Source organism: Ruegeria sp. BHSB056 (assembly GCF_059613305.1).
In genome coordinates, this window is record NZ_JBXWSG010000074.1 from 1 (window position 1) to 19,522 (window position 19,522).

Here is a 19,522-nt window from a genome sequence, read left to right on the forward strand (position 1 = left end):
AGATCGTCTCGATCGCGCAGAAATGGTATGTCGAAGACATGCTGAAAGGCACCGAGCATGAAGGGCTGCCGATCCTGTCTGCGGCGGCACCGTTCAAGGCTGGCGGCCGAGGCGGTCCGGAGTATTACACCGATGTCCCGGTCGGGGACGTTGCCATCAAGAACGTGGCCGATCTGTACCTCTATCCAAACACGGTCCGCGCTGTTCGCGTGAACGGAGCGCAGGTGCGTGGGTGGCTGGAACGCTCGGCCGGAATGTTCAATCAGGTCGAGGCTGGATCCAAGGATGCGATCCTTCTGAACCCCGAGTTCCCGTCGTACAATTTCGACGTGATGGACGGTGTGACCTATCAGATTGACCTGTCACAGCCGTCGCGCTTTGGACCAAAGGGTGAAGAGGTGAACCCCGATGCGGCCCGGATCGTGAACCTTGCCTTCAATGGGGCCCCTGTCACGGATGACATGGAATTCATCATTGCCACCAACAATTACCGCGCATCAGGCGGCGGCGCGTTCCCGGGCGCAATGGGCGACACGATCGTGTTCGAAGCACCGGACACCAACCGCGACGTCATTGTGCGCTACATTGTCGAACAGGGCACAATCGATCCCAAAGCGGATGCCAACTGGTCGTTTTCGCCGCTGGCGGACACCACTGTGTTGTTCGAGACCGGTCCAAAAGCCCGCGACTATATGGGCGATGTCAAAGGTGTGACAATCGAGGACGCTGGTGAAGGCGCAGACGGTTTCGCAGCCTTCCGCATTAAACTTTGATCTAACCGGCTTGCTGCTTAGATAATCTCACCCACCACCATTTACACTGGTAGTGGGTGAGTACAAAATGTCTGTCCATCCAGTTCTGCTAAATCTAGCGCCAGATTGCCCGCACCATTCACCGGTCACCAATCTTGCCGAGCCATTCGGATGTCGCTTCTAGCCCTTCTCGCAGAATAGCAAACATATGTTCGATTTCGCTTTTTGAAATGATGAGGGGCGGTGAAAGAACACACATGTTGATCACGGGCCGTACAAGCAGACCGCGTTTTTGGCATTCCATATCGATACGGCTGCCAATCTCATAGTCGCGCCCCAGCTCGCTTTGGGGATCGCCATCGACTGAGCACTGAACACACCCCATCAATCCCATCCCACGCGCATCAGCCACGATGTCAATCTGACGTAACTGCTGAAGTTGATCCTGAAAAACCGGACCGACTTCTCGAACGTGTTCGAGTATCTTTTCCCGCTCGATAATCTCGATGTTTTTCAACCCGGCTGCCGCGCTGACCGGATGGCCCGAATAGGTATATCCATTCGAAAAGGTGGCATCTTTTCCCGCAACATCCGCAATCAACCGATCTGAGATAATCGCGGCCCCCATCGGCGCGTACCCGGATGTCATCCCCTTGGCGCAGGTAATTATGTCAGGTTGAATGCCAAAGACAGCCTCGGAGGCGAACCAATGACCCAATCGCCCGAAAGCCGTAACGACCTCGTCGGAAACATACAGAACATCATACTTCCTGCAGATGTTCAGGCAGCGTGCGTGATACCCAATTGGTGGCACAATGACGCCGCCCGAGGCCAAAACCGGTTCAGCGATAAAAGCGGCAACGTTTTCCGGGCCAAGTGCCACAATGGCGTTTTCGAGATCAGCAACTTTTTCGTTCAGAAAACTTTCATCGCTTTGACCGGGCGCGCGGTAAAGCGGGTTCACGTCCGGCAGGAAATGCGCCAGGTCGTCGGCCTTGTCGAGCCAAAGCCTGTCACGTTCTTTTCCACTGACGCTGGCTGCCAGATAAGTGCTTCCGTGATAGGCTTTTTGCCTTGAAATGATTTTCTTTTTCTCTGGCCGACCCATAAGGTTGTTGCGGAAATGGACAAACCGGATGGCTGTATCAACCGCGGTGGAACCGCCGGTTGTAAAGAAGACATTATTCAGATCGCCGGGCGCACGTTTGGCGATTTCGCGGGCGAACTGTGCCGCAGTCGAGTTGGTGTTGTTGAAGGGTGAGAAATAGGCAAGATTCCGGGCTTGCTCGGCCATTGCTTCGGCCATTTCCGCGCGCCCATACCCGATCTGAGTACACCACATACCCCCCGGTCCGTCGATCAGGCGTGCGCCCTTTTCGTTTATCAGATGAATGCCGCTGGCTCCTTCGATAAACGTGCGGTCGTTTTCACCCAAAGCCTCCATCCCTTCCCACGGATGCAGGAAGTGATCATTGTCCCATTGCTTGGCGTTTGAGTTATCCATGGCGGGCCATACTTTCTGCGCTAAGTATAATGGGGAATTCTTCGCGCACCCGAGCGTCCAAGGCGCCAAAATAGTTCGGGAAATGGCTGTCGAGGATGGAATTCGCCTTGTCGCGGGCGCGGTCCAACAGATCAGTTTTCCCCTCATTCTCCCAAGTATCCGTGCGCTCACGGTCCATCAGCTGAGGGTAGACGAATTCGCTGTTCATATAGCTCAGCGTGTGAGGGTTGCCGAGGAAATGACCCGGATCTATGGCACATTGGTGGATCACATCCACCGCCATGGTTTCATCGGTAACCTCTATCCCGCGCAACGATCGCAGAATCATGCCGCCCGCTTCGTCATCGATGACCATGCTTTCAAAGCTGCACCCCATAAGACTACCGATCATGCCACCAAACTCGCACAGCCGATTGGCACCGGCATGCGCTGCAAGGGTAAAGGTCAGCGCCTTTTCCAGCCCGTATTGCGCATCAGGTATTTTTGCATCGGTCATACCTGCACCCACCGAAGTAGGAAGGCCGTAGAAGTTGCCCATCTGAATTGCTGCGGCACCGATCAGCGCCTGTTCGCCGCTGCCGCCAGTAAAAGACCCGCTGCGCAGGTCCGTAATGAAGGGCCAGGCCGCAAAGCAGATGGGGCAACCCGGCGTGATCAGGTTGACGATGGCGACACAGGCAAGTGTTTCGGCCACGGTCTGAACCAGCGTTCCCGCAAGCGTCGCCGGAGCCGTGGCCCCGGCTTGAGGCGGCACGGCCAGATCGACAGTCAGGCCCAGCTTTGCGGTATCGATCAGGATTTCCATGTTTTCCTTGCCGATCCGCAGAGGGGAAACAATGGGGCAGCCGCCAAATATGACGCTTGGCTTTTTCAGGAAAGCCCCCTCGCCGCCCTGAGCCAGGTCAAACATGCGGATGGCATGTGGGATGTGGCTACGGTCGCGGAAAGTCAGACAGGCGGGCTTTTGGCTGCCTGCAAGCATGGCATAAATGGTGTTCATGTCATGGGTGAAATCATCGGTCACATCCGTCGCCAGAACCGTGTCGCCCAGCATGTGGATGTTTTCCAAACGGTCGACCAGGCGGGTGAAATCATAAACATCACGCAGAACCGACGGACGATAGGTTTTGGTTTTGGAATCGAATGTTGTCACCGCGGTACCGGAATTGGCGAAATAGACGCTTTCTGCCGTGCAATGCATGTCGTCCTTGCCTTCGCGTTCCCCTCGGGCATAGACGTAAAACTCCTTGGCGGCGCCTGCCAGGATGTCTTCCATCAAGGCGCGTGGAAAGCACAGCCGGTTGAGGTCACTCAGCACTGCACCTTTGGGAAGCACCAGCTCAAGCAACTCGGGGAAATGATCGGTAATGCCGGTTTGTTCCAGAACGGTCAGGGCTGCATGATGGATGTTCTCCATATCGATTTGAGTCAGAGGTTTATAGCGTCCGCCGCTCAGACCCCCACGTACGGCTTCGTTACCCGTGGTCGTCTGTTGTACCTTCAGACGCGCTGCCCGCCCGCCGCCCCCGCGACGACGTGAACGGGTTGTTTCATTGGTGCTGTTCATGTCGCATCCTCTGCCAAATTAATAATCTCACGGCGAAACCAGTCTTTGTCTGCATCGGCCTTTGGGCGCTCGAAATCGCGGGCGGCGCGATGGCCGGCAAAAACCGCGTCTGCGATCAATCCCGGCGACGCGGCATCACCAATGAGGTCAAGGGTTTTCAAACCGGCGCCCTTCAGGCTGTCGAAAAGGGCGGTTTCACGCTGGCGCTCGGTCACCAGAACAGTTGAGGCGCACGGGATTTCAGTTTCGCGACCAGAAAAGACACAGCCGATCCGCACCGCGCCGCCCTGAACCGCCGCAAGCACCTGATTGCAGAGGATATCCACCCCCAGTTCGATCATGCGGGCCTGAATGCGGGACTGTTCCAATGTGTGAACGGCGTAGGCTGAAACCAAACTCTCAGGCGTGGCAAAAATGACCTGATATCCGGCAGTCGCCAATTTCTCGGCAATCACCCCCGCCAGATAGATGTGATCATCATCATAGATCATCACCGGACCGTCCGGGGGCAGTACGCCATTCATGATGTCATCAGGTGTCAACACCTTGGCATCCGGCGTGACCCTGGGCAGGCGGCGCTGCGTATTGCGACCCACTCCATCGGCGCGCCAATGGCTGCCGGTTGCAATAAAGACATGTTCGATGCCAAGCTCGGCGACTTGTCCGGCTTCGAGCTTGCTGTCCGTGAACAACTGAACATTGGCCCGCTGTTTCAGATCGTTCAGGCGATAGTCAACCACGCGCGACCAGGCGGCGAGGCCGGGAAGTCTACTTTCCCTGCCAACCCGTCCACCAAGTTCGGCCGAGGCCTCGGCCAGTGTCACCTGATACCCGCGCCGTGCCAATTGCATAGTGCATTCCAACCCCGCAGGTCCGCCGCCGATGACCAGCACTTCGGCCTCGCTTTTTTTCGGCGCGATGATCTCGGGGTGCCAGCCACGGCGCCATTCCTCGCCCATCGTTGGGTTTTGTGTGCAGCGGATCGGAATACCCAGATTGTCCGACGACACGCAGATATTGCAGCCGATGCATTCGCGGATTTCGTCGATCCTGCCTTCCTCGATCTTTTTTGGAATGAAAGGGTCCGCAATGGATGGCCGCGCGGCACCGATGAGGTCGACAATTCCCTTTTTGACCATCGACAGCATCATGTCCGGGGACGTCAGTCGGCCAACGCCAACAACAGGTTTTCGGGTGATCTGTTTGACGTGGGACAGAAACGCGTTCTGATAGCCATCTTCAGGCTGGAAACGGGTCGTTGCGCTGTCATTGGACCAATCCGCCACATTCACGTCCCACAGATCGGGAAGATCGGCCAATAGCTCGACAACAGCGCGGCCTTCTTCTGCTGCCTGCATACCGTCGGCGCCCATCATCTCGTCAATGGCAAAGCGGAACGCGACGGCACAGCTGTCGCCTATGGCATCGTGGGTATCTTCCAGCAACTCACGGGTCAGCCGCACACGATTTTCAAGCGACCCCCCATATTCATCGCTGCGCTGGTTCATATGGGACAGCATGAAATGTTGCGCCAATGTCATGTTGTGCCCGGCATAGACATAAACGATGTCAAACCCGGCCTCTTTCGCGCGCAGGGCTGCGTCGCGGTGCCAGCGGCGGAGTTCCCGGATGTCGGCCTTGTCCATGGCCTGCGCGTGCTTTGGTTGCGTCGTATCCACAGACATCTCGGACGGTGCAAGAACCGGAGCGCGGGTCAGCAGGTTTTGTGCGTGGTTGCCGTTATGAACCAGCTGGATGGCCGCCAGCGCGCCATGTGCATGCACTGCATCAGTCATCAGCCGCAGCGCAGGTACATCGCGTGCATCCCACAATCGCCCTTCGGGGAACGGGGACAAGTCCGAGGTCGGGTGAATCTCGGTTTCCTGATTGGACACCACGGCCCAGCCACCTTCTGCTTTCATGCCCCGCACGGCAGCGTCCGCCCGCGGCCTGAGATGCCCCATCCCGGTGCAATGCGGCACCTGATAAAAGCGGTTTCTGGCTGTCACCGGCCCGATCCGGATCGGTTCGAAAAGCAGAGCATATGGGTTCGCGTTCGACATAATCACGCGTTTTCCTGTTGTTGGATTCCGGAGCCCTTAGGCCCCGGATGATGGGTTGTGTTAGAAGCCGGCTTTGATCCGCTCGAATTCGGCCAGCATCTTTGCCTCAAGCTCGGGGTTCACAGCGTCAAAGAACAAGCTGCCTTCGAAAAAGCTTTTGGGATCGGAGAAACCATAAGCATCGATATTGGCCTGATCGGCGATTTCGAACGCTTTTGCGTTGGAATGCGGATAGCCCCAATTGTCGATGATGTACTGACCACTGGCAGGGTCCGTAAGCGCGTTCAAAAGGTCATAGACCTGATCGACCGGTGTCGTGGACGATTTCAGATGCACATAGCCACACGCCCAGGTCGCAATGCCTTTGTCCACATCACGCATCATGGCGGCGGGCACTTCGTTCCAGATCAGGTTCAGTTCGGACTGGTTCCAGGCCCATCCCATTTCGATCTCGCCACTGGTCATGGCCTGGTCAAACTGACCCGCGTCGGACCAGTAAAAGCGCATGTTCGGATGGATTGAGCGCAGGAAATCCGATGCTTCCTTGAACTGCTCATCACTCAGGTCGGTGTAGTCATCCGCGTTTCCGGTGGCCAGCGCAGCCAGGGCATAAGCAGACGATGCGGCATCCGGGATGGCGATTTTGCCTGCATAGGCCGGATCCGCCATCAATTGTAGCGAGATGTCATCCCCCGAGATCTTGTCGGTGCGATAGATAAGGCCTGTGTTCCCCCATTCGAACGGCAGCATATAAAGCTGGCCGTCCAGAACGATGGCGTCGACCTCTTTGATCTCGGGCAGCACATCCGCCCAATTGGTCAGCTTGCTTTCATCCAAAGGCTGAATCAGATCGGCTGCGACCCATTTTCTGACCGCGTCAGAACAGGGATGTGCCAGATCAGCGGTAAAACCGGAACTCAGCTTGGTAAAGGCTTCTTCCTGGCTCCCAAAATAGGAGTAGCTTGGCGCTTCATCCCCGTATTTTTCCATGTAGCTGGCAAAGAATCCGGGATCTTCATATCCCGACCAGTCAAAAACCGTCAGATCGGCGCCACCTGCACTGGCACTGCCTGTCGTTAACGCCGTCGCACATGCGAAGGCCGCAATTCCCTGAAGTTTCATTTTATCCTCCCTCTGTTTTATTCCGAGTTCGTACCAAGATCGATCACACTGGCCGCCTGAAGCCCCAGCCAAACGGCGTCGCCGCGTTTGAAATCGACCGTATGAAAATAGTTTGGAACCGAAACCGAGATTGGTTTCTCGGCCCCAGCCACCTGAATGTGGTAGTGAATATTCTCACCGTAGAAGGCGACGTTGCTGACAGTACCCTGAACCGTTGATGGGTAGTCTTCAGGCCGGTCTACAGCAATCTCCAGCTGTTCCGGCCGAATACCGATATACATGTTTCTGGCGCTGGTCGCCACATTGGGATTTCTCTCGATATCCATCCGCCCGAAGGCAGCCGCATCGATTGACAACGTGTCACCGCTTTCGCCCAGCAAATGGGCTGGCAATATGTTCATCTCACCGATGAAGTTGGCCACTTGCTGGTCGCAGGGTCGGGCATAAAGCGTTGTTGGCGTGTCCACCTGTTTGAGTTGTCCATTGAACATCACGCCGATACGGTCGGACATGGTCATTGCCTCGTACTGATCATGCGTGACCATCACAAAGGTAATGCCAAGCGACTGTTGCAGATTACGCATTTCGAACTGCATCTGTTCGCGCAGCTTCTTGTCGAGCGCTGACAGGGGTTCATCCAGAAGTAACACCTTTGGCCGCATGATCAGCGCGCGGGCAAGCGCCACCCTTTGACGCTGCCCGCCCGACAACTCGCTTGCACCGCGATCCTGAAGACCACCCAGTTCAACCATTTCCAGGGCCTCGGCGACGCGCTGGTCGATCTCGGCCTTGGGCGCTTTGCCCCGCAACCCGTAGGCAACGTTGTTCCCGACATTGAGATGCGGGAAGATTGCGTAGCTTTGGAAGACCATGTTCGTCGGGCGGTTGTTGGCCGGCACCCCTTCCATATCCTGACCGTCAATCAACATCTTTCCCCTGGTGGGTTCCTGAAAGCCCGCGATCATTCGTAAAACCGTGGTCTTGCCACATCCCGAAGGACCGAGGAGCGAAAAGAACTCGCCCTCTTTGAGGTCAAGGTTTATTCCGCTCGCGGCCACAAATGTGCCGTAGCGCTTTTCAACGTCCCTGAGCTCTATGATGTTTCTTTTTGTCATCGGACCTCTGATGCGGATGAACGGCGGCGGAAGTATTCGGCCAGAACCAGAAGAAGGACCGAGGTTAGCAACAGGATCGATCCCAGTGCCAAAACGTTTGGAAGCTTGGCGGGGAAGCGTATCTGGCTCCAGATGTAAACCGGCAGGGTTGGCTGGTTGCCGGACAGGAAAAAGGCGAGGACAAATTCATCGAAACTGACTGTGAACGTGACCAAAACGCTGGCTACGATACCGGGAGCGACGACCGGAAGCGTCACGCGACGGAAGGTTTCGAACACTCCGACGCCCAGATCGTAAGATGCTTCCTCCAGGGATGCGTCGAAGTCATCAAAGGCGGATTTCAGGATCGAGACAGAGAACGGCAGCGCAAGAAACGTATGGCCCAGAATGACGGTCAGCAATGACGGCTTGAGACCGAGGAACAGAAACAGGACCAGCATTGAAGAGGCGACGATTATGCCCGGGATCACCAAAGGCAGCATCACCAGACCTTCTGCCGCGCGTTGACCCCGAAAACGGTACCGAACGAAGGCACGGGCGGCGAACAATCCCATGGCGGTCGACAGAAGGGCAACAACAGTGCCGACAGCAAGCGAATTCCAAAGCGCCTGGATCAACGTGTCCTGCTCGCCCAGCTTCCGATACCAGTCCAGTGTCCAGCCCTTAATCGGGAACGCAACGATTGTGCCGCTGTTGAAAGAGAACAAAGGCAGGAACAAAACCGGCAGGTACAGAAACAGCAGATACAGGAACGCATAGGCTGTCAGGGTCGTAGGACGTCTCATCTGATCCGCCTCCCCAGCCGCGTGGCGGACATGACAAACATGATGGCCACAAAGCCCACCGACAGCATTGCGATTAACGATAGCGTAGCCCCAAGTGGCCAGTTGTTGGCGGCCCCGAACTGCACCTGAATAAGATTGGCGATCATCTTCCCATCTGAACCACCAACCAGAGCCGGGGTCACATAATCACCGACTGTAGGGATGAAGATGATCAGGCAAGCGGCAATGATACCTGGGATCGTCAGCGGCAGCGTCACCCGCATAAAACGTTGAATGGGGTTGTTCCCAAGATCTGTTGCAGCCTCAAGCAGACTGGGATCGATTTTCTGCAATGAGACATAGATCGGTAGGATCGCAAATGGAGCCCAGGCATGAGCGAGCGTCAGCACGACTGCGAATTCGTTGTAGAGCAGGAAGTCGAGAGGTTCGCTGATCAAACCCACCGCAAGAAGCGCAGAGTTCATCACTCCATTGAACCCCAGAATGAGCTTCCAGGCAAATACGCGCAGCAAATAGCTGGACCAAAACGGTATGGTGATCAGTAATAACCAGATGGTCTTTTTCTGGGCCTTCATCGCGATAAAATACGCGATGGGATAGGCCAGCGCGACGGTGACTATGGTCACCGCTCCGGCAATCCAGATCGACCGAAGCATCAGGTGTCGGACCAGCGGATCCGCAAACGCATCGCTGTAATTCTTCAGCGTCGGTGTCTTGTCGAGCGTCACATAGGTTTGGGTCCAGAAGGAATATGCAATCAGGATCACCAATGGCGCCGCGACCAGAAAGCCCACGTAAGCCGTGGCTGGCGCGCTGAGGGTATATCCCCGGGACGCTTCACTACGAAAGATCACCCAACCTCCCTTCCCGCAATTCACGAGTTACTAATGGACGATCGTCCATTAAATGTTGCGCCAGAAAGGTCTTTCGTGTCAATATTCCTGTAAGCTACCTCTATAGAACATTCACAAGCGGTTGGTAACATTGAATAAAGTGCAAAGCACCAAGGAACAAAAACGTGGTTCGAAGCGGGATCCGGAAGCCAACAAACAGCTACTGATCGACGCGACTCTGGACACGATTGCCGATATTGGGGTTACCGATACCTCGGTCAGCCGAATCTGCGAGCGTTCCGGCCTGTCGCGCGGAATGATCCATTTGCATTTCGGGGGTAAGGACAATTTACTGACCGCAGCCGCCCAGCATTTCAGCACCGAGTATTATGCCGAGATGGACAGAAGAACGGATCTGGGCGCGAGCGCAAAGCCCGAAGATCGTGTTATGGCAGTGATTGAGGCCGACCTGTCAGAAGCACTGCTCAATCCCCGCAGTACTAAAATCTGGCATGCGTTTCGGGGTATCGCAAGCTCTCATCCAGGTATCGCCCGATACAGCAGCACGCAGGATGACAAACTTGTCGAAGCCTTGCGGTCCGCGTTCACAGAGATAGCCCCACAAAACGGGCGTGACCCAAACCTGGTAGATGACGCAACCAGCGGAACGCTGGCCTTGCTGGAGGGGATGTGGGTGAATTACCTAACCGACATGCAGGGATTTTCACGCCGCCGCTCTGTCAACCTTGTTCGAAGGTTTTTATGCGGACTCTTTCCCGGAAGATTTGAGCGTTAGGTGATGGCGGCACTCAAATTCGACTACCAAACTTGTCGCGTATGTGCGAGTGATCCCAGGGAATTTCTTACTATATCCGTGCGATCGGCAAGCTTCGTCGATAACTTGTTTCTTACAATAATCGGGGAAAATAGCGGATGAAGTTCATTCACATCACTGACATTCACCTCGTCCGCGACTGCGGTCCGCTAAATGGCGGCTTTCCATCCCAGCGGCTGGACGCCTGTTTGAACGATATCATTCGATGGCATTCCGAAGCGGCGTTCTGTGTCATCTCTGGCGATTTGGCTGAATTTGCCGAGGAAGAGGCCTATCGGGCGCTCAAGACGAGACTGACGGCCTTTCCGCTCCGCTCTTTTCTGCTGATGGGAAATCACGACGATCGAGCTGTTTTCCAATCGGTCTTCCCGGAACATCCAAAGGATGCCAATGGGTTTGTCCAGCATCGGTTCGAAACGGATGAGGGTGTTTTCTTGTTTCTCGATTCAACCAAAGACGGGCGCGATGTGCATGAAGGGCAGCTTTGCCCTGCCCGGTTGGACTGGCTCAGGCAGCAACTGACACAAGCCCAGAACAAGCCAACCTATGTGTTTCTGCACCACCCACCCTTTGACCTTGGCATTCCCCTGGTGGACGAAATCAGGCTGGTCGAGGCGGACGCCTTTGCTGACGCCCTCAAACACGGGCGCAATATTCGGCATGTATTTTACGGCCATGTACACCGCATGACCTATGTGAATTGGCGCGGCTTTCCATTCACCAGCCTGTCCAGCCTCAACCACCAGATTCCGTTGAATGCGGCCAGTGTAGATGGCGAGTTCTGCGACGAACCTCCGGCCTACGGCGTCGTACAGATTGCCGAGGATCAGCTGACAGTGCATTTCAACACTTTCCTGCACCGCAACCCATTGCATCAGACCTGAGGTATGGAGACCTACTGGATCGCATTGGTTCTCGTTTCGGCGGCAACCCACCCGCTGCGCGACCTTATGCTGAAAGGGGTTGCGCATCCGGTGTCGTGCTATGTCGGAGTGTCTTTGACCTGGGTGATCATGGCTGCGGTTCATACGCTGGTCATGGGACATGATCTGAGCTTACCTTATGCGGTCTGGCCCTTTGTCGCGATTTCGGCCCTTGGACTAACCTTCTATTACTACGGCACGTTGTCGGCCCTGAGACGTGGGAACCTGTCGGTCTATTACCCGATCATCCGTTCGTCACCGATTGCCATTGTCGCTTTCAGCTGGCTGGCTCTTGATCAGCATTATTCGTGGTTCACATTGGTGGGAATCGCGCTGGTCCTTCTAGGCAGCCTGATGATCCAGAAGTCGCCCGGCGGGCTGCTGCACGATCACAAAGCATTCGCGCTGGCAAGTATGGCGATGTTAGGATCGGCCGCCTATTCGCTAAGCGATGCCCACGCCATGAAACTGACCAATCCGGCACCTTTCCTGTTTTTCACCTATACTCTGGTGACACCGCTGCTTGCTGGCATCAGGGCGTGGGAAGATCGCCACTTGTCAGCCCCGTTCATGGGGGTCGTGCGGGGCTGGGCACAGGCACCGGTGCGGATCGCATTTGCCGGGATCGTTTCCTACCTGTCTTACCTGTTCATCCTGACCGCTTTTCAGCTTGGGGCTGAGGCCGCCACAGTTAGTGCGGTCCGGCAAGCATCAATCCCGGTTTCGGTGACCCTCGCGGCGATCATCCTCAAGGAATCCCGTTTTCTGCACCGTATCGGCTGGGCCAGCCTGATCGCATTGGGAATCCTGTTGATTACGCTGTCCCGAGGTTAACCCTGTATCCGCTGAAACTGCCGTGCTTCGGGGCGGGAGAAAAAAGCTATATTGCGGCGGCCAACACTCAGGAATTCCGACTACGCGGGTCAAGATCAGATGGTCTAAAGCGCTATGCAGCCGGGAAAACCTGACGGTTCCTTTCCTTCAGTAAAAGCGCCCCAGTTCCTTGATCCTTTGCGGATAGTCTTCTGGAAATCGCCATATGATCTCGCCGGGTGCGCGCACCAGACCGCGCGCGGCTGGGTCTTTGTCGGTCAACAATGAAAGGAAAAGATCGCTGCTGGCCCATGGCGAAGATCTGAAATACCAATGCCCGTTGCCGGTGCCCGCCTCTTCGGCATCCGTCACGTCGATGACATGCAGCCTTGGGGTCCGGGCCAGTTCCGCTTGCACCGCAGGCACTGCTTCGCCGGGCGGCGAGGTCTCTCCGACGCGCTTGCGGCCAAAGACGAACCTAGACATCGCCAGCGCGGAATCTGTTTGCGACTGATAGATCGTCAGGTCCGTAACCGCATCGAGAAGACCGTCCTCGATAGCATGAAGGAAATAAGCACGGTCCAGATCGCTGCCGATCAGGATGAGTTTGCCCAACCGCACGTTTTCCTCGGCTCCCAACGCGATTTGATAGACGGCATCAAAGGCCAGCCTAGTCCCGGCGCTGTAGCCGATCAGGTGAATGCGACGGGCATCGGTATGAGTCGAAAGAAAGGCAATCAGCTCGCGCAGATAGCGTCGCGAGGCCAGCGCCGATTCCTGATCGCGGAAATAGGCCAGCGTACTTGGGGTTGCTGTCCAATTGTAACTGATGAAAGCGCCCTGATAGCCCAGGAAATGCTGCAACTGGCTTGAGACCAGGGTGGAATAGTCGAAGTCCACATTATAGCCGTGGATGTAAATGAAAATGTCGTTGTTGGCCGATTGCGCCAATTGCGCATTGATTTGTGACGCAAAACGGCGACCGGCAGATTCGACCTCGGCACGGCTGGGTGGCGTATCCATGTATTTGATTGCGCTGAACGGCAGAATGCCGGTCTCGGTCACGCCCGCCACACGTAGCCTATAGTCCCGATCCCGCGCCGCGGCGAGCGTGATGCGCCTTGCGTTTTCCCAGCTTTCAAGCGGCGGGTCCGACGCAATCTGCGCGACACCCGCCCGCAACACGTGCCCCCGTGCGTTATTGTAGCTTTTCTGTGGGTCGTCCGGTTCCGCAGGCTGGCGGTCGGTTGCGTAAAACAGACGCGTCCGCGCCTCAAAATTGCCCTCGGTCACATCCTCGAACGGATCGAGCGTGCCATTGGCAAAGACCGTTGGCGAAGGCATGATGTCAATTTCATTGTAGGTTTTCGCCGCACACCCTGTCAGGGCGACACAGATCAATAGCCACCAAAACCTATGCATCAGACCCTTTACGCTCCGGATGTTCCCGCCGCTTTGTGAATTCGCGGCACAAGATTTCACACATTCCTTTTGCAAATAGTACGACATTGGCAAACGTTTATTGCCACGCGCGACCATAGGTATCAGTCGCAAAAGGGGTGCGGTTTCGATGCCCGGCGCGACCTCAATGGGTCTAGTCCGCCAGAACTGGGTCAGATCCTGTGCGCCGCTGGGTTCGGTAGAGAGAGGGCGAAACGCCTGTCCAGCGGTTGAAAGCGCGTCGGAAGCTGCGGGGGTCTTTATAACCAAGCGTACTGGCGATCTGGTCAATTGACCTGTCGGTGTGAGTCAGCAGATGCTGTGCCTTGCTTTTTGCAAAGCGGGATTGGACGGCATTGAAGGACGTACCTTCCTCACGCAGCGCGCGCTGCAGGGTTCGCGGCCCTATCGCAAGATGGCTTGCTACAGTTTCCTCGGACATGTCCGCGTTTGCTACAGTGATCTGTAATATCTGCTCCACTGCATCCCCAATGGTCTGCACAGGATTAACGCCCATCAACGCCGCCAGATCATCAAGGTCAATGTTCGCATCCAGACTGCGGGGCGAACGGTTGCGCGTTTGCAAATCGCTCAGTCGGATGGCAATACTAGGCGGGCTGTCCCGAAGACGCACTGGAGCCCCAATCATCTCTTCGATCTGCGGGACATCGACGCGCGCCTCATGTGGCAGTTCAATCCAGTCCGGGTGCCAGCCTTTGCCCAGAAAATGGCGAATAACGGTGACGAGGAGAAACACCGAGCCTTCGTCCAGGTGTCTGTGACCCATGACCGTCAGCCCGACCGCGCTGCGCCCGACCACGACATGTGTCTCGGTCTGACGGAATACGATCTCTGAACCTGGGTGTATCAGCAAGAACGCACGTGCCCCACGCGCCAGCGCGGTAGCCAGGTCAGGCGCACTCAGCACAAAACTGGAATACGCACCATAACGCGCGTAATCGAATTTGCGGCCAATCCGGGCACCAAGAAGCCTGTCGCCCATCGCTCGGGCCACCGTTTCGACCAGAATGCCCTCTGATGCGTAGGGTGCAAAACCCGCTTTCAGAGAAAAAACAGAACGGTCCAGGCCGGCCGCTTGAAGTGCGTCAGTGACGGTGCTTGCCCCTGCGAAATCTTCAAGCAGTTCCACGACATGGGCCAACTCGCGAATTGTAACCATGTTTCGACGCATTGGGTTAGTTTGTCGGGAATTGTCCGGTGACACAACCCATCAGGGCGCTGCACAATCGCCCTGCGACAACGGGTTACACCGCCGTTCCCCGAACCCGTTATCACCGACGAAACCTCTGATTTCATAAGGGACATGTTTGTGAGTAAGTCTTCCTCCGTCTCAATCAGTCTGTTGCTGACGTTGCTGGCCACGATCTGGGTTCAGGCGGCGTACGCGCAGGAAATGGATACAACCGTCGACAGTTTAAGTGACAGTCGCGAGATCCCTATTACCATCGACAATTTCATCCGCGCCGCGACTGATCTTGAGCTGGGCAAATATGTGTCTCTGGCCGGAGGCGTGAATAGGTTTTTTCACTTTCGCGAGCCAACCCCGGTGGATGATCAACCAACAATCCGGATGAACCGCGACACGCTGTACAGCACCGGCGTTATTGACATCAGCGAAGGCGCAACCCTGACGCTGCCAAATGCAGATGGCCGCTATATGACCGCAATGGTCCTCAATCAGGATCACTACATCGAAGAGGTGTTTCACGGCGGTGGTACCTATGCGCTGGATGTCGAGACTTTCGGCACGCCCTATGTCGTCGTCTTCATGCGCGTGCTGGTCGATGCCGCTGATCCTTCGGATGTGGCCGCCGTCAACGCGTTGCAGGACCAGATGCTGGTCGAGGCCGGATCGGCCCGTCCGTTCATCCTTCCTAATTATGACGAAGCCAGTTTTGAGGGGCTGTTAAAAAGCATTTTGGCCCTTGGCCCCTATGTGCCGGACAGTTCCCATATGTTCGGCGCGCGTGATCAGGTTCAGGCGGTCCGGCATCTGATCGGCACCGCTGGCGGTTGGGGCGGGTTGCCCGAACATGAGGCCTATTACGTCGGTGTCGAGCCCAATCTGCCAGTGGCCGAGTATCGCATCGATGTCCCCGCCGAGGTGCCGGTCGGGGCGTTCTGGTCTGTCAGCCTTTATAACGCCAGGGGCTTTTTCCAGCCCAACGCACAAGACGCCTATAACGTCAATTCGGTGACAGGTGCGCGCAATGGTGATGGATCAATGACCATTCACCTGGGCGGGTGTTTGGATGGGCGGGTCAACTGCCTGCCGATCATGGAGGACTGGAACTATACCGTGCGTATGTATCAGCCCGGGCCCGAGGTTCTGGATGGGACGTGGAGCTTCCCCCCGGCCCGCCTTTTGAATTAACGGAAAGGATTTCTCATGCGACGTCTTCTTTTTGCCCTTGCGCTTTGCGCGCCCACTGTTGCCGTGTCTGAACAGGTGCGCATCCACAACCTTGTGCGAGCGGAATCTGACACGATGATCCGGGCAAATCTTGCCGCCTATGGGGTAGGCGTGGGCGAAATCGTGCACGAACGTGCGCTGGTTTCAGCGGATGCTCCGCAGCCGATCATCCGCGCAAATCAGGACACGCTTTATTCCGCGGTGATCCTAGACCTATCCCAGCCGGTCCAGATCACTTTGCCCGAAAGCGATGGTCGCTTTCAGTCGATGCTGGCTATCAGCCAGGATCACTATGCCTTTGTCGAGGCAACGCCGGGCACCTATGACCTGACCGAGGAAAATGTCGGCACACGCTTTGCGTTTATCCTATTCCGGACATTTGTTGATGCTGCTGACGCAGAAGATCTGACCAAGGCACATGCGGCGCAGGATGGAATCGTGCTCAGCGGCGGTGGCAACGGCCCGTTCGAGGCTCCGGACTGGGATATGGAAAGCCTGGTCGAAGCGCGCAAGGCGGTGAACGATTTGGCAAGCGCGGTCGGCTTTGATGCTGCCAATGCCTTTGGCCGCAAGGACGAGGTCGACCCGATCGATCACCTGGTCGGCGCCATCGCTGGTTGGGCCGGGCAACCGGCGAGCACGGCCTCTGCCGTTATCGCCAGTGTCGATGCAAATGATGGCGAAACGCCCCATGCGATTAGGGTCAGCGACGTCCCGGTCGACGCGTTTTGGTCGATCACAGTTTACAATGCCGACGGCTATCTTGAGCCGAACGAGCTTGGCCGCAACAGTTACAACAACGTTTCAGCCAAGCCCAACGAGGACGGGTCATACACTATCAATTTCGGCGCATGTGACGATGGCCGGAACAACTGTATCCCGACCCCGCCAAACTGGAACTACACCGTCCGCCTGTACCAGCCGCGCGCCGAAATTCTGGATGGAACCTGGACCTTTCCATCGGCCGAACGAGTCAACTGAACCGACAAGGAGACAGAGATATGCCGTTTTCAACAAAGTCACAGGCCACCGCATTCGCCTTGCTGATGGCTGCAATCCTGGCCTTACCACTACCAGCAGAGGCCCAGTCAAAACGAACAAAGAACACGGTTGGCGGCGCCGTCGTGGGGGCTGGTGTTGGGTATCTCGTTTCCGGAAGTGACGGCGCAAAGGCCGGAGCCGTCGTCGGAGCCATCGCCGGCTATCGTAAGAAACGCTAGGGCCACACTGTACCTGCCGAACGCTATTAGACAAATGAGGTAGATCACATGAAACTTGTTCCCCATTCGGTCATTTTCGGGATGTGCATGACGGCGCTGGCGAGCACTGCCTCTGCCGATGCGGAGATGGACGAAATCATCGTCGCAGCTGCACCGTTCATGCATCTTAGCTGCGCCAGTGTTCTTGCAGAGCACGAGGATGACCCCGATCAGGTAAGCCAGATCGTGCGTCTGATGGCGATGGTGTCGCTCTACAACCGTCAGATCGATGTCGTGGCCACCGTCCCCGAAGAATATCTGGGCGACCTCAAGACCGAGTTTGTCGAAGAGCTTGAAGACGCCTGCGACAACGATGGTGGCAGGTTGCTGGCCGGGGCCGTTGACGATGCTGTGCGAGAGACGTTCGAAGAGTTCGAATAAACGCGAACGCTTCGACGCATCATAGCACGGTTAGAAGATGAGACGGGACGCTGCGAAAAGCTGTGGCAGATCGGGTGATGAAGGGCATCTAACTCAAGGTGTGAAAGAAACGCTCCTAGCAAGGCAAAATCAGCCCCGGCAGGTCAGAAAGACGACAGCCTGCATTCCAGCCGCGTGCATCACTGATACGTGTCTGTCATGTCGTTCACCTTTTGATTGCCAAAACCGGTCACTAACCGGCATACGCAGTGTTATGTGTTGATCAACCACCACCAAAGCTCTTGGCAATTCTGCGTGTTTCACCACAACAGACCCCGCAAAGTGAACCTTTGAGCAGACTAAAAAAACGGCGTCTGAGGCTTGTCGGAGTATTCCGGATTCTCAAGCGGTATCATCCTCGACAGACGTCCTGACAGCGGAAACAGACAGGCTTGCAACGAGTGATAGATGTCCGGCTTGCCGTCAAAAATAGATGTCACTACAGCCCCTGCCCCATCCACTGCTGGAAACCAGCCGCCATGCTGATGATCCACAAATGTTTCATTCGCATAGGTCCAGAGCTTTCTGTACCACTCCTCGTCTTCTGGCCTTCTGTCTAGCGCGATCAGAGCCGCAACCGCCCCAATGGCTTCGGTGATGGGCCACCAGAACCGCGATGCATTGGCAACGCGGCCATCAAAATCGAGTGTATAGGCCAAACCGCCGCCAGGCAGCCACGCATCATTCAAAGCCTGCGCAATCAAGCGGCGCGCCCTATCCAGAGCATTGGGGTCGGTTCGGCCCGACAAATCCCAATGCTGAAGCTGAAGCCGCCCCAGTTCGAACGAATGCCCCGGCGTTGTTCCGGAAGGTCTGAACATCGGGTCACCCGCATAATCCCGGTTGATCTGCCAATCAGACGAATAGTGTTCGGGAAGCCGCCAGTTTTCACCGGGTGCTGTTTTACCAATGAAGAAGTCCAGAATGCGACCAGCCCGGAACAGATAAATCTCGTCCCCTGTGGCCTCAAAGGCCGCCAGCATCGCCTCAACGCCGTGCATATTCGCATTCATTCCACGATATGTGGAAAACGGTGTCCAATCCCTGTTCCATTCATCGCGAAACAGGCCTGCTTCTTCGTCCCAGAAGTGTTTTTCCAGAACACTTCGGACATCTGTCATTAGCTTGTCTGCATCGGGGTGACCCGCCAGTTTCGCACTTGCCGAGGCAAGAAGGACAAAGACATGCCCATAAGCAAGCTTGCGGTCATCCTTGATCTGATCCCCATCCAACGCCCAGAGATATCCGCCGTGGTCGCGATCTCGGTGATGGCTTTCGAGATATGTCATGCCGTGATCAATGATCCGTTCAGCGCCTTTAAAACCAGACAGATGTCCTAGTGCATAAGAATGAATCAACCGGGTCGTCGTGTGCAGCTCCTGCAGCTTGCCGGGCAGAGGGCTGCCATCGTGACCAAGCGTATGAAACCCAGGCTCATCCCGGCAACTCGCGCTGAAGAACGTAAGTTGCCGCTTGGCCTCGTTCATCAACCAATCGCGATGTCTTGACGTTTCAATCCAAAACCCGGCTTCGGACTGCGACCCAGGTAGCAACAGCTGGTTTTCGTTCATCTAAAGATCCCGCGGATGGAGTTCTGTCGCGTGCGACGAAGCCCGATCTTCTAAATTATCCACCATCTCAGCAAGCCCGTCGCAAC

18 protein-coding genes are annotated in these 19,522 nt (G+C 56.1%); 8 read left to right on the forward strand and 10 right to left on the reverse strand.

The features are described from left to right. A partial coding sequence (locus tag AC2FND_RS15535; RefSeq protein WP_496770707.1) for a 5'-nucleotidase C-terminal domain-containing protein occupies positions 1–773 on the forward strand: 773 nt, incomplete at its 5' end. 118 nt (positions 774–891) lie between these two features. Here AC2FND_RS15535 and AC2FND_RS15540 read toward each other — a convergent pair. Genes AC2FND_RS15540 through AC2FND_RS15570 form a run of 7 tightly spaced genes read right to left on the reverse strand, consistent with a single transcriptional unit; the run spans position 892 to position 9,762 of the window. Beyond that, positions 892–2,256 (reverse strand): aminotransferase, encoded by a 1,365-nt coding sequence (locus tag AC2FND_RS15540; RefSeq protein WP_496770709.1) that lies wholly within the window; start codon positions 2,254–2,256, stop codon positions 892–894. After that, positions 2,249–3,823: a trimethylamine methyltransferase family protein gene (locus AC2FND_RS15545; RefSeq protein ID WP_496770711.1), complete on the reverse strand. Its 1,575-nt coding sequence runs from the start codon at positions 3,821–3,823 to the stop codon at positions 2,249–2,251. Before AC2FND_RS15545 ends, AC2FND_RS15540 begins: the two co-directional genes overlap by 8 nt. Next, a complete protein-coding gene (locus AC2FND_RS15550; protein WP_496770713.1) occupies positions 3,820–5,886 on the reverse strand; it encodes an FAD-dependent oxidoreductase in 2,067 nt (688 codons plus the stop codon). Before AC2FND_RS15550 ends, AC2FND_RS15545 begins: the two co-directional genes overlap by 4 nt. Positions 5,887–5,946: 60 nt before the next feature. Beyond that, positions 5,947–7,008, reverse strand: coding sequence for an ABC transporter substrate-binding protein (locus AC2FND_RS15555; RefSeq protein ID WP_496770715.1), 1,062 nt, complete (start codon positions 7,006–7,008; stop codon positions 5,947–5,949). Positions 7,009–7,025: 17 nt separating this feature from the next. After that, positions 7,026–8,123 carry an ABC transporter ATP-binding protein gene (locus AC2FND_RS15560; protein WP_496770717.1) on the reverse strand — a complete coding sequence of 366 codons (1,098 nt, stop codon included), beginning with the start codon at positions 8,121–8,123 and terminating at the stop codon, positions 7,026–7,028. After that, on the reverse strand, positions 8,120–8,908 hold the full coding sequence (locus tag AC2FND_RS15565; RefSeq protein ID WP_209599079.1) for an ABC transporter permease: 789 nt from the start codon (positions 8,906–8,908) through the stop codon (positions 8,120–8,122). Before AC2FND_RS15565 ends, AC2FND_RS15560 begins: the two co-directional genes overlap by 4 nt. Then, complete coding sequence (locus AC2FND_RS15570) at positions 8,905–9,762, reverse strand: ABC transporter permease (protein ID WP_496770719.1); 858 nt, start codon at positions 9,760–9,762, stop codon at positions 8,905–8,907. Before AC2FND_RS15570 ends, AC2FND_RS15565 begins: the two co-directional genes overlap by 4 nt. Positions 9,763–9,901: 139 nt before the next feature. On the opposite strand from AC2FND_RS15570, the gene AC2FND_RS15575 reads away from it, so the two are divergent. The 3 genes from AC2FND_RS15575 to AC2FND_RS15585 all read left to right on the forward strand — a co-directional run bounded on the left by AC2FND_RS15575 (position 9,902) and on the right by AC2FND_RS15585 (position 12,333). Beyond that, on the forward strand, positions 9,902–10,537 hold the full coding sequence (locus tag AC2FND_RS15575) for a TetR family transcriptional regulator C-terminal domain-containing protein (RefSeq protein ID WP_209599635.1): 636 nt from the start codon (positions 9,902–9,904) through the stop codon (positions 10,535–10,537). A 137-nt stretch (positions 10,538–10,674) separates the two neighbouring features. Continuing rightward, positions 10,675–11,460 (forward strand): phosphodiesterase, encoded by a 786-nt coding sequence (locus AC2FND_RS15580; RefSeq protein WP_496770721.1) that lies wholly within the window; start codon positions 10,675–10,677, stop codon positions 11,458–11,460. 3 nt (positions 11,461–11,463) lie between these two features. Continuing rightward, positions 11,464–12,333: an EamA family transporter gene (locus AC2FND_RS15585; RefSeq protein WP_496770723.1), complete on the forward strand. Its 870-nt coding sequence runs from the start codon at positions 11,464–11,466 to the stop codon at positions 12,331–12,333. A gap of 147 nt (positions 12,334–12,480) precedes the next feature. Here AC2FND_RS15585 and AC2FND_RS15590 read toward each other — a convergent pair whose 3' ends face one another. Both AC2FND_RS15590 and AC2FND_RS15595 read right to left on the reverse strand, forming a co-directional pair. Continuing rightward, positions 12,481–13,656: an alpha/beta hydrolase gene (locus AC2FND_RS15590; protein ID WP_496770725.1), complete on the reverse strand. Its 1,176-nt coding sequence runs from the start codon at positions 13,654–13,656 to the stop codon at positions 12,481–12,483. Between the two features lie 250 nt (positions 13,657–13,906). Beyond that, a complete protein-coding gene (locus AC2FND_RS15595; protein ID WP_496770727.1) occupies positions 13,907–14,932 on the reverse strand; it encodes a helix-turn-helix domain-containing protein in 1,026 nt (341 codons plus the stop codon). 150 nt (positions 14,933–15,082) lie between these two features. Between AC2FND_RS15595 and AC2FND_RS15600 the strand changes: the two genes are divergently transcribed. The 4 genes from AC2FND_RS15600 to AC2FND_RS15615 are packed head-to-tail and all read left to right on the forward strand — an operon-like array spanning position 15,083 to position 17,826. After that, positions 15,083–16,147 carry a DUF1214 domain-containing protein gene (locus AC2FND_RS15600; RefSeq protein ID WP_496770729.1) on the forward strand — a complete coding sequence of 355 codons (1,065 nt, stop codon included), beginning with the start codon at positions 15,083–15,085 and terminating at the stop codon, positions 16,145–16,147. Positions 16,148–16,162: 15 nt separating this feature from the next. Then, complete coding sequence (locus AC2FND_RS15605) at positions 16,163–17,167, forward strand: DUF1214 domain-containing protein (protein WP_496770730.1); 1,005 nt, start codon at positions 16,163–16,165, stop codon at positions 17,165–17,167. Between the two features lie 20 nt (positions 17,168–17,187). Continuing rightward, positions 17,188–17,406 (forward strand): YMGG-like glycine zipper-containing protein, encoded by a 219-nt coding sequence (locus AC2FND_RS15610; protein ID WP_480508759.1) that lies wholly within the window; start codon positions 17,188–17,190, stop codon positions 17,404–17,406. A gap of 48 nt (positions 17,407–17,454) precedes the next feature. After that, complete coding sequence (locus AC2FND_RS15615; protein WP_496770732.1) at positions 17,455–17,826, forward strand: hypothetical protein; 372 nt, start codon at positions 17,455–17,457, stop codon at positions 17,824–17,826. 338 nt (positions 17,827–18,164) lie between these two features. Here AC2FND_RS15615 and AC2FND_RS15620 read toward each other — a convergent pair whose 3' ends face one another. Further along, on the reverse strand, positions 18,165–19,436 hold the full coding sequence (locus AC2FND_RS15620; RefSeq protein WP_496770734.1) for an AGE family epimerase/isomerase: 1,272 nt from the start codon (positions 19,434–19,436) through the stop codon (positions 18,165–18,167). Positions 19,437–19,522: the final 86 nt, after the last annotated feature.